Consider the following 13,126-nt stretch of genomic DNA (forward strand, 5'->3'; position numbering starts at 1 on the left):
GAGACGAGACCCATATTATGGCAAACCGCAAACGCCCCACGGATGATGTAGAAGACGCCGAAATGGTGGAGTCTACGCCTCCGGCATCGGAGGATGAGGCTGGATCGGAATCGTCTGACGCGGCAGAGGCTGAGGCAACTCGCCCAGACGATACTGATGCCGATGCTGAGGGTGCGGCTCAAGCAGAGGATGAGGCGGTCGCGGCTGATGCGGTTGAAGATGTTACGGACTCGGAGCGTGTTTCCGCAGATGCGGAGCAGGATAATACTGCGCAAGACAGTACCGAGAGTGCTGTGCCGGAGGGTGACGTGGATGCTGATGTCGAAGCGACTGAGCCTGAGGCAGTCTCTGATCCTGCGCCAGTGATTACGCCTTGGGGCGGGGCAGCGGCGGACATAAGCCAGCGGTCCACCACCGATCCCAACTCACCTGACTATATCCCGCCTGCCGCGCCGGTAGCAGCGGACGCGAATGATGACGGTGGGTATGACGACTATGAAGACGATCAGCCGTCGATCGCATCCCGTGTCCTTCTGGGGCTGTTCCTGCTCGTCGCGGGGGGCGTTTTGTTTCTATGGGGTGCACCGAAGGTCGCGCCGCACCTGCCCCCCTTTATGGCGCCGGTCGCAGATTGGCTGGTGCCTGGTGAGCGTGCCGCGCAGACCCAGCTTGCCGATGCAGAGGCGCGGCTGAACGAGCGGATCGAAGCGCTTGAACTTGGTTTGTCCGGTTCCGATGTGGATGCGCGGATCGAGGCGGAAATGATCGCCGCAGAAGAACGTATGGCTGCTCTAACGCAGAGCCTTTCCGAGCGCGTCGACGCCGTGTCCGACCAGGTGGCCGCCTCTGACAGCGCGCCGATCGAAGAGCGGCTTGGACAGGTAGAGGTCCAGCTGGAAGGATTGCGCGCCGAAATGGATGCGCTGCGGGCTGATCTGAGCGGTGTCGCCGAGAGTGCGGATGGTGCGGTTGGCGAGAATGCAGCCGAAATCGACGCCTTTGCCGCTGCATTGGGGGGGCTGCGGGCGGAGCTTGCGCTGCTCGCCCAGCAGAATGGAAATCTGAGCCAGCGAATTGATGACGTCTCTGCCACGGCCGAGCGGCAGATCGCGGAAGCCAATGACCGTGTTGCACAGGCTGAAGCTGAGGCGACGGCCGAGGTGATGGAGGTCTCTGAGCAGGCCGACATGATCGCGCTGCGCAATGCGCTTTCCACCGGCGCGCCCTATGCAGATGCTTTGGACGGGCTGGCCGCGCAGACCACGATCCCGCCAGGGCTGAGCCTATCAGCTTCCACCGGTGTGGCCACACAGGAACAGCTGGAGAGTGAGTTCCCCGATCTGGCACATGCCGCCATCCAGGATGCTATCGTGGCCGAGGGCGAAGGGGCCGGGCTGTTTGGCAATGCGTCAGCCTTCCTGCGTGCGCGCGTCGCGGGACGCTCCCTGACCGAGCTTGAGGGACCGGACACCGATGCCGTTCTCTCTCGGATCGAGGCGCGCTTGCGTGAGGGCAACCTCGATGCCGCAAGGGACGAGGCCAACGGGCTCAGCGATGCGGCGCAGTCCGTGCTGGGCACATGGCTTGCAAAACTCGACGCACGCGCGGACGCTCTCAACGGTTATGACGAGCTGTCTGCGCAGCTTGAAGCCGGCAACTGATTACCAAGGAAAGAGTAAGCATATGCTCTGGTCTCTGCTCAAAATCGTCCTGTTTGTCGTTCTGGTCACCGCGGCGGCGTTTGGCGTGCTCTATGTGATCGATCAGGATGGCGGGCTGACCGTCTCTCTGGGTGGTCGGGAATATCCGTTTGAGCCGATTGAGGTGCTGGTCCTGCTGGTGCTGGCGATGATCGCGTTTTTCATCCTGCTCAAAGTGGCAGGCCTGCTGATCGCGGTGCTGCGCTTCCTGACGGGGGACGAGACGGCGATTTCGCGCTTCTTTGACCGTAATCGTGAGCGGCGCGGCTTTAACGCGCTTGCCGAGGCGATGATGATGCAGGCCTCCGGCGACGGAAAGACCGCCTTGGTCAAGGCGCGCAAAGCCGACCGTTTGCTGAGCCGTCCAGAGCTGACCCGCTTGGTCACCGCGCAGGCCGCGGAAGAGGCGGGAAGCCGCCAAGAGGCCGAAGAACAATATAAGGCGATGCTGGAGGATCCGCGGACGCGCTTTGTTGGTATCCATGGTTTGATGCGCCAGCGTCTCGCGATGGGAGAGACCGAGACCGCGCTGAAACTGGCTGAAAAGGCCTTTGCCATTCGACCCAAACATTCCGGGCTTCAGTCCACCTTGTTCAATTTGCAGACCGAGCAGGGCCAATGGGCAGGTGCCCGCTCAACCCTCTCGACTCAGATGCGGACGGCGGCGTTGCCGAAGGATGTGGCCAATCGCCGGGATGCCGTTCTCAGCCTCGCGGATGCACGGAATTTGATGGCGCACGGCAATATCGCTGAGGCCAAGGAACCGGCGGTCGACGCAAACAGGATTGCACCAGGATTTGTTCCTGCCGCAGTTACCGTGGCGCAGGTGCACACGGCCAATGGCAGCCCGAAAGCGGCCCAGCGTGCCTTGACCAAGGCGTGGAAGATGGAACCGCATCCCGAACTGGCAGAGGCGTTGGCCGAGCTTGAGGCGGGTGAGAGCCCTGCAGAGCGTCGGAAACGATTCGAGCCCTTGCTGCGGTTCCACAGGGATCATCCTGAGGCCCGGATGCTAGGGGCCGAGTTGGCCATTGCAGATGAGGACTTTCCTGCTGCGCGTCGCGCGTTGGGCGACTTGACAGAGACTCATCCGACGACGCGTGCGCTGGCCCTGCAAGCGGCCATTGCAAAGGGCGAAGGGGCGGAGGATCGCGATGTGCGCGGCCTGCTGACCCGAGCTTTGACGGCACCTCGCGGGCCGCAGTGGACCTGTTCGAACTGCCGCGCTGTCCACGCCCGGTGGGAGCCTGTCTGCCCCAATTGCGATAGCTTTGACACGGTTGATTGGCTGGACCTGCCGGAAGCCACGGCGACACATGCAACGTCGGCTGCGATGCTGCCGGTGATCCATGGCATGTTAGAACAGGCCGATGCCCCCGAAGCGGAAGAGGATGCCGATCCGCAGATCGTGGAGGAGCAAGCCGCCTCCGCAGAGGACCCGGCGGCAGAGACCGACGGCGCGCGGGAAGAACCAAAGGCGAGCTAGCGCATGATTGCGCTTGCACGCCCGAAACAGGCGGACTAAAGAAACGCCGTCGCCGCTGTAGCTCAGCTGGTAGAGCACGTCATTCGTAATGATGGGGTCGGGGGTTCGAGTCCCTTCAGCGGCACCACTTTCCCAAGCTTTTCTAATGCCTGATGTTCCATATCATGCAGATTGTGCTGCCGTCTGGTCGCCTTTTCCGGGCGTTTCCGACAGAAATGAAACGACACCGCTAGGGCAGTCGTTTGGGGCCGGGATCAAAGCCTTTGGGCGGATTTAGGACGAGCATACCGGAACCGGTCATGCCTTTTCCGTCCTTCAAGTCAAAGCTGATCTCGTGGCGCAACGGGGCGAGGTCTGAAAGCTGATCCACCATCGCTTCGTGCCGGGCTGCGCGCAGGATGGGATACCAGATCAGGATCGTGGCATTCGGATGCGTGTCGAGGATCTGGGGAACTTTGCCAGCCACATGGACATATTCCGATTTCACCTCGTAGGACGGATCAATCAGGATCAAGGTCTGATGGGTTCGCGGAACGGAGGTGGCGCAAAGACCCTCATAGCCATCGCGCCTCTGGAGATTTGCACCGGGAAGGTTGTTGGACAGCGCACGATGTTCTGCCGGGTGCAGCTCCATCAGGTGCATGTCGTCCTGATCGCGCAGCATCAATGCAGCGATCGCCGGAGAGCCTGGATAGGCGGTGTTGCCAAACGTATCCTGCACATTGGCAAGGACCTCACCCAGCGGTTCGCGCTCCAGATTTGCGATGGCGATGCCCTCATGCGCTTCGCGAGTCTTTGCGGTTTCGGCACTTGCCAGATCATAGAGGCCACGCCCTGCGTGGGTCTCAAGATAGCTGATTGGCCGAGGGCTGCGCAGCATCACGGTGAGCATGCGGGCCAGGATCACATGCTTGTGCACATCGGCCGGTCCACCGGCATGATAGGCGTGTTGATAGCTCAGCATGAGCGGGGTCTACCCTATCGCGCAGATGACAGCCAGTGCGGCGGTTGACTCTGCCCGTTTGCCCCGTATAACCCGCGCATCCCGATGGCCATATTGGTCATGCGGGCCTTGGTGTTTGTGGACCCCGCAAGGGATCTCCTGTCGCCCGAAAGGGAGAGGAAAGCACCTTTCAACCGCGCAACACGCGCACATAGAAAGGATCCAGCCGTGACCAAACGCACGTCTGCCAAGTACAAGCTCGACCGCCGTATGGGCGAAAACATCTGGGGTCGTCCGAAGTCCCCGGTCAACCGCCGTGAGTACGGCCCCGGCCAGCACGGCCAGCGCCGCAAGGGCAAGCTGTCTGATTTCGGTATCCAGCTTCGCGCCAAGCAGAAGCTGAAAGGCCACTACGGTGATCTGACCGAGAAGCAGTTCCGCCGTATCTATGCCGAAGCAGAGCGTCTGCGCGGCGACACCGGTGAGAACCTGATCGGCCTGCTGGAAAGCCGTCTGGACGCGATCGTCTACCGCGCGAAATTCGTGCCGACGATCTTTGCCGCACGTCAGTTCGTGAACCACGGCCACGTCACCGTGAACGGCAAGCGCGTCAACATCCCGTCCTACCGCGTCAAGGAAGGCGATGTCGTGCAGGTTCGTGAGAAGTCCCGCCAGCTTGCCATCGTGATGGAAGCGGTTGCGTCCTCCGAGCGTGACACGCCGGAGTATCTCGACTGCGATACGTCCAAGCTGTCTGCGACCTTCGTGCGCAAGCCTGCTCTGGCCGATGTGCCTTACGCAGTTGTCATGGAACCGAACCTTGTGGTCGAATTCTACGCGAAGAACTGATCTTCGCCGACATCATCGAATTTTGGAAAGGGTCGCCCGATGGGCGGCCCTTTTCATTTGAATTGCGTGGCTTGCCTCATTCCCCCCACGTGCGGCGCAGGTGTTCGATCCAATTGCGGTGGCAGAGCTTCTCCATCAGCGCATCGTCATAGCCGTGAGCACGCATCGCGTCGCGCAGGGCATCGAGGCCTGCGGCCGAGCCGATCTCGGCCGGAACGACTGCGCCGTCGAAATCTGATCCCATGCCGACGTGATCTTCGCCCGCGTGTTCGATCATATGATCGAGGTGTCGGACCATCCATTCCAGTGCACCCTCAGCCCGCATCTGCCCATCCGGGCGCAGAAAGGCGCCCGCGAAGTTAAGGCCGACCATGCCGCCGGTTTGCCCAATCGCCTTGAGCTGCGCGTCTGTCACGCTGCGCGCATGTGGACAGACGGCATGTGCGTTTGAGTGGGTGGCGACGAGGGGAAGGCCGATTTCTGCCACGTCCCAGAACCCCTTCTCCGTCAGGTGTGAAGTGTCAAAGACCATGCGCAATTCGGCACAGCGACGGGCGAGGGCTTTGCCCGCATCGGTCAGGCCAGGTCCGGTGTCACCGGTTGAGGGGAAGCGGAAGGGTACGCCATGGCCAAAGATCGTCTCACGCGACCAGACCGGCCCGATGGAGCGCAGGCCGGCCGCATAGAGCACATCCAGTTCCATGAGGTCCGGGCCGATTGCCTCTGCCCCTTCGAGATGCATGACGGCCGCGAGCTGGCCTTGTGTGATGGCCAGCTCAATTTGCGCAGCACTAGTGCACAGCGTCACGTCGCCGAGCCTGTCCAGTTCGATCAGCAGCGCGGCTTGTGCAAGTGTCGTTGCGAGGGCGGGCGCATGCTCCAGTTTAGGAGAGGTCGGCAAGTCATATTCAGGCTTGAGCATCGCCGCCATGTCGAAGGGGCCATCATCGGGCACAAAGATCGCAAACAGCCCCCCGGCCAGATTTCCCGCCTTGGCAGTAGGCAGATCAATGTGACCCGGCCCGCCGGACCGAAACCCCGCCAGTGCCGGCTTGCCGCCGGATTTGTAAAGCCGAAGCAAGGCATCGTTGTGACCGTCAAAAATTGCGGGTGTCGACATGGGGAACCTTCGCGGTGAGGGATGGGGCTGGGCCGATCCTAGGTCCAGACCGCGCGGCTCGCCACCGTCGGGATTGTGCCCGCACATTGAATTGTCTTGGCTTGGCCCGGATGCGGGCGTAACGGTCATGCCATGTCTATGTCGATTGAAGAGTCCCGCGCGCTGCCGCAGTGGCGCAGACCCGTTGCCCTGCTGATCCTGATGGCGGCGGCGATGCCGCTGGCCTTTTCGACGTGGCAGGCATTGCTCAACAACTTTGTGATCGAGGCGGCGCAGTTCGACGGCGCTGACATTGGCTGGCTGCAAAGTGTGCGGGAAATTCCCGGGTTCCTCGCCATTGGGGTGATTTTCATCATCATCTTCGTGCGGGAGCAGACGCTGGCCATCATTTCCCTTATCATGCTTGGAGTCGCTGTTGCGATAACCGGGTTCTTCCCTAGCTTTCAGGGCCTGCTCATCACGACGCTGATTTCCTCGATCGGGTTTCACTATTACGAGACGGTGAATCAATCGCTGCAACTTCAGTGGATCGATAAGGCGAAAGCTCCGCAATTACTGGGGTGGATTGTCGCCGTGGGTTCCGGCGCATCTTTGGTGGCCTACGGCGCACTCGTGATCGGGTGGAAGACGTTCGAGTGGAGCTATAACGCGGTTTACCTTGCCGGGGGTGGAGCGACCGTGCTGCTCGCGCTTGTCTGCTGGCTGGCCTATCCGCAATTTGACAGCCCAAATCCGCAGATCAAGAAGATGGTGCTGCGCAAGCGGTACTGGCTCTACTACGCGCTGCAATTCATGTCGGGCGCGCGCCGGCAGATCTTTGTCGTGTTCGCAGCGTTCATGATGGTGGAGAAGTTCGGCTTTGAGGTGCACGAGGTGACGGGCCTCTTCCTCGCCAACTATCTGGCCAACATGATCTTTGCGCCGATGATGGGGACATTCGTACAACGGTTCGGGGAGCGAACGGCGCTGACGGTTGAGTATATCGGCCTGATTGCGATCTTTCTGGCCTATGGCGCGCTCTACTTTGCCGATTGGGGCGATCTGGCGATTGGGGCAGCGATTGCGGCAGGGCTTTATGTTCTGGATCATCTGTTCTTTGCGCTGGCCTTTGCGCTGAAAACCTATTTCCAGAAGATCGCTGATCCTGGAGATATTGCGCCGACGGCGGCGGTTGCCTTCACCATCAATCATATTGCGGCCGTGTTTTTGCCCGCTGCGCTAGGCTATCTCTGGCTGACCTCACCGGCTGGGGTTTTCATTCTCGCGGCGGCGTTCGCCTCGATCTCGCTGATGCTAGCGCTGTTGATCCCGAGGCATCCCGAGAAGGGCAACGAGACGATCTTTTCCGGGCGCTCGATTGCTCCGGCTGAGTAACGCGACAATCAGAAGGGTGTGAACACAACGTCTCACCCCCTTGTGAGGCGGCGGCGGGTGGCTAAATCTAGGGCCAACGCAAGGAGAAATGCATGTTCTTTACCCGTAAGAAGTCGACGATGGTGCCCGCCGCTGAGGCCCTTCCCGGGCGCCCGGACGCGATCCCGACGGCGAAAAGCCACTTTGTGAATGGCAATCCGTTGAAAGGCCCGTTTCCTGAAGGTCTGGAAACAGCGATGTTCGGGATGGGATGCTTCTGGGGCGTGGAGCGTATGTTTTGGAAGCTGGAGGGCGTTTATACCACGGCTGTCGGATATGCGGGTGGCTATACGCCCAATGCGACCTATCAGGAGGTTTGCACCGGGCAGACGGGACACAATGAGGTTGTGTTGGTCGTCTTTGACCCTGACGTGATCAGCTATGAAGCACTCTTGCAGGTGTTTTGGGAAGGGCATGATCCCACCCAGGGCATGCGGCAGGGCAATGACACCGGGACGCAGTACCGCTCGGGGATCTATACGTATACCGACGCACAGGCGGAGGCCGCTAAGCGGACAAAGGCCGAGTTTGCGCCGCGTCTGCAAAAGGCTGGCTATGGCGCGATCACGACTGAAATCGTTTCCGCGCCAGAGTTCTTCTACGCGGAGGACTATCATCAGCAGTACCTCGCGAAGAATCCCGGCGGCTACTGCGGTATCGGAGGAACGGGTGTGACCTGCCCGATTGGGGTGGGGGCGTAAGGCCTGCCTTTTGACGGCGCGCGGGGGACTTTTCGCAGCAAAAGTTCCGCGCGCTGCTTGACCGGCCCAAGCCTGCCGCGCATACCCGCGTGAACTTTGCAGGAGAGCCGCGATGACGACCTGGACCGCCCTGACGACCCTTGCCGGAGAAGCGCCCGCGCTCGCCCTTGGCGAAGCCATGGAGACGCTCGATCCAGCGCCCACCGGTGTCGGCGTGTTTGAGGTCGAGGACGGGTCCGGTTTGTGGGAAGTGGGCGGCTATTTTACGGAGCAACCTGATCGGGCGGGGCTTGCACTGCTTGAGGCACTGCACGGCGCCGAGGCCTTTGCCGTATCCAAGCTTGATGATCGGGATTGGGTTGCGCAGGTCCGACGCGAACTCGCGCCCGTGCGGGCAGGTCGCTTTGTGGTGCACGGATCACATGACCGTGGGGCCGCCGGGCATCGGATCGGGCTTGAGATTGACGCGGCCATGGCATTCGGAACCGGGCATCATGCCACGACGCAGGGTTGCCTTTTGGCGCTCGACAAACTGATCACGATGGGATTGCGGGCAGAGAACGTGGCCGATATCGGATCAGGCACGGGCGTCTTGGCGATGGCGGCAGCGAAAGTTTTTCCCTGCGCCGCAATTGCAAGCGACATTGACGACCTTGCAACCGTGACCGCACGGGCGAATTTGCGCTGGAACGGCTTGGGCGATCGGGTGGCCTGCGTCACAGCACCTGGTTTCCGGCATCGGCGCCTCACCGAGCGCGGGCCATATGATCTGGTTTTTGCCAACATCCTCGCCAATCCGCTGCGCCGGCTTGCGCCTCAGATGGTGACGCATACCGAAACGGGCTCGGTTTTGATCCTCTCGGGCATCCTGAACCGTCAGGCGACCGGTGTGGAGCGGACCTATCAGGGCTACGGTTTCCACAGAATGGAGCGGCGCGTGATTGGCGAGTGGACAACACTGACATTGCGTCGCGCCTGAGGGCCGGCAGCAAAAAGCCGCCCGGGTTGGGGCGGCTCTAGCTGTCTTGATATCGGCGGGGTCTTAGTAGACGCGGCGCGCCATGTCGGATGCGACATCATCGATGTTCGCGCGCAGCAGGCCAAGATCATCAAGCTGACGGTCAGTGAGTTGGTGGAGCCCTTCAGCGGTCTCGTTCGCGATCATCCACTGGCGCACTTTCAGAACGGCGCGGTCAATTGCGGTCACGAAGCGGTAAACGGCAGTGGCACCGAATGGTGCAACAGAAGTTTGGGTGGTCATTGCCATGTCAGGTCTCCAAAAATGCGAGCAATGTCGAGCTGGATCATCCTGCTCTGCGCGGCATTTGGGGGAAGTCGCGCGGCGCCACAAGATGCGTTTGGGCCTAGGCGGATATGCAATTTGTGCATGGGTCTTAACGGGTTAAACCAAAGCGCTTCGAGGTGTCGCGGATAGAATAGTGCGTGTCGAAAATGACCTTCACCTGTCCGCCCTATTGCCATGTTCCCCTTTCGTGCTAAGCGTTGTGAAAGATATTTTTTGCGAGAGGGGCTGGCGGATGCGTGTCTTGGGAATCGATCCGGGCCTTCGGCGCATGGGTTGGGGCGTGATTGACGTTGCCGGATCTCGAATCAGCCATGTCGGGAATGGTGTTTGCACCGGGTCAGGCAGCGATCTGGCCGCGCGTCTTCACACGCTCTTCGATCAGCTGACAGATGTGGTGGAGCGGTTCGCGCCCGTCTGTGCAGCGGTCGAGCATACGTTCGTGAATAAGGATGCGGCCGGGACCCTGAAGCTGGGCCAGGCGCGCGGTATTGCGCTGTTGGTACCGGCGCGGGCTGGGTTGAGCGTTGCTGAATATGCGCCCAATGCGGTCAAGAAGGTCGTCGTTGGCGTTGGGCATGCTGCAAAGGCACAGGTCGATCATATGGTGCGCATGCAATTGCCGGGCGTTGAAATTGCGGGACCGGATGCGGCGGACGCATTGGCCATTGCATTGTGCCATGCCCATCACGCCCGATTTGCCGGTCGGCTGGATGCGGCGATTGCGAGGGCAGGCGCATGATCGGGAAGGTTTCGGGGCGGTTGGATTATCGCATGGGCGACCATGTTCTGGTTGAGGCGGGGGGTGTCGGCTACCTCGTCTATTGCTCCGAGCGGACATTGGCCGCTCTGCCAGCTGAGGGAACCCAAGTCGCGCTCTATACCGAGATGGTGGTGCGCGAAGACCTCATGCAGCTCTACGGCTTTCTCACGCTTGCGGAGAAGGAATGGCATCGATTGTTGACGTCGGTACAAGGGGTCGGAGCGAAGGCGGCATTGGCTATTCTGGGCACTTTGGGGCCAGAGGGGACCAGTCGGGCCATCGCCCTTGGTGATGCGACCGCTGTAAAGGCGGCCCCCGGCATAGGTCCCAAGATCGCGGCGCGGGTCGTGAACGAGTTGCAGGACAAGGCCCCGGCGATCATGGCGTTGGGGGCCAGTGGCGCGCGCCGCGCCATGGCGACAGCCCCTGCGTCGGCGAACACGTCGGACGTATCCGAACCCGTGGTCGTTGATACGCAAGAGCCTGCAGCCTCCTCGGATGGGGTCGCGCAGGCGGATGCGCTCTCGGCCCTCGTCAATTTGGGCTATGCGCATGGTGAGGCGGCCGCAGCCGTCGCAAGTGCTGAAGGGGACGATGCATCGACCCTCATCAAAGCGGCGCTCAAGGCGCTCGCCCCGAAAGGCTAAGCCAGTGACGCGATCGGTGATGGACCGGCGTGGTGGGATCGGATACGGCCTGTCAGCATGAGTGATCCCTTCGATATGAGCCCGCATGAGACGCCTGCGGATCTGGCCGGGTCCGAAATGGATCGCGCCCTGCGACCGCAGACACTCGACGACTTTACCGGTCAGGCCGAGGCGCGCGCGAACCTTCGTGTTTTCATCGAGAGTGCCCGCAAACGCGGCGAGGCGATGGATCACACGCTGTTCTATGGTCCGCCGGGCCTTGGAAAGACGACGCTGGCGCAAATCGTTTCTCGTGAATTGGGCGTCAATTTTCGCATGACGTCGGGACCGGTGCTGGCAAAAGCCGGAGACCTTGCAGCGATCCTGACCAATCTGGATGCGCGTGATGTGTTGTTCATTGATGAGATCCACCGACTGAACCCTGTGGTTGAGGAAGTGCTCTATCCCGCGATGGAGGATTTCGAGCTTGACCTCGTGATTGGTGAGGGGCCCGCGGCACGCACAGTGCGAATTGATCTGCAGCCTTTCACGCTGGTGGGCGCGACAACGCGTCTTGGCCTTTTGACGACGCCTCTGCGCGACCGGTTCGGCATTCCCACGCGGCTGGAATTCTACACCGTCGATGAACTGGTAAAAATCGTGGAGCGCGGGGCGCGACTGATGGATACGGTTCCGACACCGGATGGCGCGCGAGAAATCGCGCGGCGTGCGCGGGGCACCCCGCGGATTGCTGGCCGGCTGCTGCGCCGGGTCGTCGATTTCGCGATTGTCGAAGGCGATGGCACCGTCACTCAGCAACTCGCCGATCGGGCGCTGACCCGGCTGGGCGTCGATGATTTGGGATTGGACGGCGCGGATCGGCGCTATTTGCGCCTGCTCGCCGAGAACTATGGGGGTGGGCCGGTTGGAGTCGAAACCATCGCGGCGGCGTTGAGTGAAGCGCGGGATGCAATCGAGGAAGTAATCGAGCCCTTTCTGTTGCAACAGGGCCTGATTGCGCGGACCCCGCGCGGACGTATGCTAGGACACAAGGCATGGACTCATCTGGGCCTTGCACCGCCCCGGCGGGCTGAACAATCGGATCTGTTTGACGAAAGCTAACCGGTGCGCCATGCCTTCGTCGGCAAGTTTGGGAAAAAAATGAAGGACTGTGATGAGTGTCGAGGCGATCACCCGACTGTTTACCCGGTCTAATGGCGAGTTTGTCTTTGCGCGATGGGGGCGCCCGATTGCGCCGATTGTTTTTGGCGTCGAGGATCAGACAATCGCGACCGTAAAGGGCGCGGTTGAGGCGGTGGTGACCCTCGCCGGGCATAAGATGGCCGAGACTGATCCGGAGCTTGGCGCGAATATGATGTGGTTTTTCCTGCGGGACTGGTCAGAGCTGCTGGAGACACCGGACCTTGACCGGCTGATCCCCGATCTTGCGCCGCTGGTGGGGCGCCTGCAGGCAGCAGACGCAAACCAGTATCGCATTTTTCGATTTGAGCCAGACGGCGCGATCAAAGCCTGCTTTGTGTTCATTCGGATGGATGAGATCATGTCCGACATTCCTGCGGATGTACTGACTTTGGGGCAGGCCGTGCAGTCGATCCTGCTGTGGTCTGACGAGGCGTTTCTGGGAAGCTCCATTATGATTGCCGGGGAAGACGGACCGGTTTTGCGCCCGGATATCGCGGATGTTGTGCGTGCAGCATACGATCCGGTCCTGCCCTCTGCCACACAGTCGGAGACCCATGCGCTGCGATTGCAGGCGCGGATCACCGCCAGTCAGGGACCCCTTCAATGACGGCTACATCTACATTTCGCGTCTACTACGAAGACACCGACATGGCCGGGGTCGTCTATTACGCAAACTACCTGAAGTTTCTGGAGCGAGGCCGTTCCGACGCCGTGCGTGATGCGGGCATCAGTCAACTCGACATGAAGACAGCCGGTCTGGTTTTTGTGGTCCGGCGGGTTGAGGCTGATTATCACAAGCCCGCCCGTTTTGATGACATCCTGACGGTGGAAACCGGTCTTGAGGATATGCGAGGCGCACGCTTCTCGATGCCGCAGCGCGTGATGCGGGGTGACGAGGTTTTATTGAGCGCGCGGATCGATTGTGCCGTCATGTCGCTTGAGGGTCGGCCCGCGCGGCTCCCGGCGGAAATCCGCCACAAACTTGCCGATTTCATGCAATAGTGAACGCTGCTAGACAA

Annotated in this window: 14 protein-coding genes and 1 tRNA gene; 12 read left to right on the forward strand and 3 right to left on the reverse strand. The window is 61.0% G+C overall.

Annotation, left to right across the window (positions count from 1 at the left end; all coding sequences use genetic code 11):
* The first annotated feature begins 17 nt into the window (after window positions 1–17).
* The 3 genes from POI8812_RS04265 to POI8812_RS04275 all read left to right on the forward strand — a co-directional run bounded on the left by POI8812_RS04265 (window position 18) and on the right by POI8812_RS04275 (window position 3,313).
* The gene (locus POI8812_RS04265) at window positions 18–1,661 is read left to right on the forward strand and encodes a COG4223 family protein (RefSeq protein ID WP_108781254.1); all 1,644 of its coding nucleotides are present in this window, start codon (window positions 18–20) and stop codon (window positions 1,659–1,661) included.
* A 22-nt stretch (window positions 1,662–1,683) separates the two neighbouring features.
* The gene (locus POI8812_RS04270; protein ID WP_108781255.1) at window positions 1,684–3,186 is read left to right on the forward strand and encodes a heme biosynthesis protein HemY; all 1,503 of its coding nucleotides are present in this window, start codon (window positions 1,684–1,686) and stop codon (window positions 3,184–3,186) included.
* 51 nt (window positions 3,187–3,237) lie between these two features.
* Window positions 3,238–3,313 (forward strand) — tRNA-Thr (locus POI8812_RS04275).
* Window positions 3,314–3,415: 102 nt separating this feature from the next.
* Here POI8812_RS04275 and rlmJ read toward each other — a convergent pair.
* Window positions 3,416–4,150 carry a 23S rRNA (adenine(2030)-N(6))-methyltransferase RlmJ gene (gene rlmJ / locus POI8812_RS04280; protein WP_108781256.1) on the reverse strand — a complete coding sequence of 245 codons (735 nt, stop codon included), beginning with the start codon at window positions 4,148–4,150 and terminating at the stop codon, window positions 3,416–3,418.
* 207 nt (window positions 4,151–4,357) lie between these two features.
* On the opposite strand from rlmJ, the gene rpsD reads away from it, so the two are divergent.
* A complete protein-coding gene (gene rpsD, locus POI8812_RS04285; RefSeq protein ID WP_108781257.1) occupies window positions 4,358–4,978 on the forward strand; it encodes a 30S ribosomal protein S4 in 621 nt (206 codons plus the stop codon).
* Window positions 4,979–5,054: 76 nt separating this feature from the next.
* Here the strand turns inward: rpsD and POI8812_RS04290 are convergent, their stop codons facing one another.
* Complete coding sequence (locus POI8812_RS04290; RefSeq protein WP_108781258.1) at window positions 5,055–6,098, reverse strand: dipeptidase; 1,044 nt, start codon at window positions 6,096–6,098, stop codon at window positions 5,055–5,057.
* A 138-nt stretch (window positions 6,099–6,236) separates the two neighbouring features.
* On the opposite strand from POI8812_RS04290, the gene POI8812_RS04295 reads away from it, so the two are divergent.
* The 3 genes from POI8812_RS04295 to POI8812_RS04305 all read left to right on the forward strand — a co-directional run bounded on the left by POI8812_RS04295 (window position 6,237) and on the right by POI8812_RS04305 (window position 9,191).
* Window positions 6,237–7,472, forward strand: coding sequence for an MFS transporter (locus POI8812_RS04295; protein WP_108781259.1), 1,236 nt, complete (start codon window positions 6,237–6,239; stop codon window positions 7,470–7,472).
* Window positions 7,473–7,564: 92 nt separating this feature from the next.
* Window positions 7,565–8,212, forward strand: a complete 648-nt coding sequence (gene msrA / locus POI8812_RS04300) for a peptide-methionine (S)-S-oxide reductase MsrA (protein WP_108781260.1) — start codon at window positions 7,565–7,567, stop codon at window positions 8,210–8,212.
* 112 nt (window positions 8,213–8,324) lie between these two features.
* Window positions 8,325–9,191 carry a 50S ribosomal protein L11 methyltransferase gene (locus POI8812_RS04305; protein ID WP_108781261.1) on the forward strand — a complete coding sequence of 289 codons (867 nt, stop codon included), beginning with the start codon at window positions 8,325–8,327 and terminating at the stop codon, window positions 9,189–9,191.
* A 63-nt stretch (window positions 9,192–9,254) separates the two neighbouring features.
* Here POI8812_RS04305 and POI8812_RS04310 read toward each other — a convergent pair whose 3' ends face one another.
* Window positions 9,255–9,479: a DUF1127 domain-containing protein gene (locus POI8812_RS04310; protein ID WP_108781262.1), complete on the reverse strand. Its 225-nt coding sequence runs from the start codon at window positions 9,477–9,479 to the stop codon at window positions 9,255–9,257.
* Between the two features lie 271 nt (window positions 9,480–9,750).
* On the opposite strand from POI8812_RS04310, the gene ruvC reads away from it, so the two are divergent.
* Genes ruvC through ybgC form a run of 5 tightly spaced genes read left to right on the forward strand, consistent with a single transcriptional unit; the run spans window position 9,751 to window position 13,109 of the window.
* On the forward strand, window positions 9,751–10,257 hold the full coding sequence (gene ruvC, locus POI8812_RS04315) for a crossover junction endodeoxyribonuclease RuvC (RefSeq protein ID WP_108781263.1): 507 nt from the start codon (window positions 9,751–9,753) through the stop codon (window positions 10,255–10,257).
* The gene (gene ruvA / locus POI8812_RS04320) at window positions 10,254–10,925 is read left to right on the forward strand and encodes a Holliday junction branch migration protein RuvA (RefSeq protein WP_108781264.1); all 672 of its coding nucleotides are present in this window, start codon (window positions 10,254–10,256) and stop codon (window positions 10,923–10,925) included. Before ruvC ends, ruvA begins: the two co-directional genes overlap by 4 nt.
* Before the next feature lie 57 nt (window positions 10,926–10,982).
* Window positions 10,983–12,026, forward strand: coding sequence for a Holliday junction branch migration DNA helicase RuvB (ruvB, locus tag POI8812_RS04325; protein ID WP_370739568.1), 1,044 nt, complete (start codon window positions 10,983–10,985; stop codon window positions 12,024–12,026).
* Window positions 12,027–12,078: 52 nt separating this feature from the next.
* Window positions 12,079–12,714, forward strand: a complete 636-nt coding sequence (locus tag POI8812_RS04330; protein ID WP_108781265.1) for a hypothetical protein — start codon at window positions 12,079–12,081, stop codon at window positions 12,712–12,714.
* Entirely contained in the window at window positions 12,711–13,109 is a 399-nt protein-coding gene (gene ybgC / locus POI8812_RS04335) for a tol-pal system-associated acyl-CoA thioesterase (RefSeq protein ID WP_108781266.1), read from the forward strand. The genes POI8812_RS04330 and ybgC overlap by 4 nt, the downstream gene beginning before the upstream one ends.
* The last annotated feature ends 17 nt before the right edge of the window (window positions 13,110–13,126 follow it).

It is taken from the genome of Pontivivens insulae (assembly GCF_900302495.1).
GTDB lineage: Bacteria > Pseudomonadota > Alphaproteobacteria > Rhodobacterales > Rhodobacteraceae > Pontivivens > Pontivivens insulae.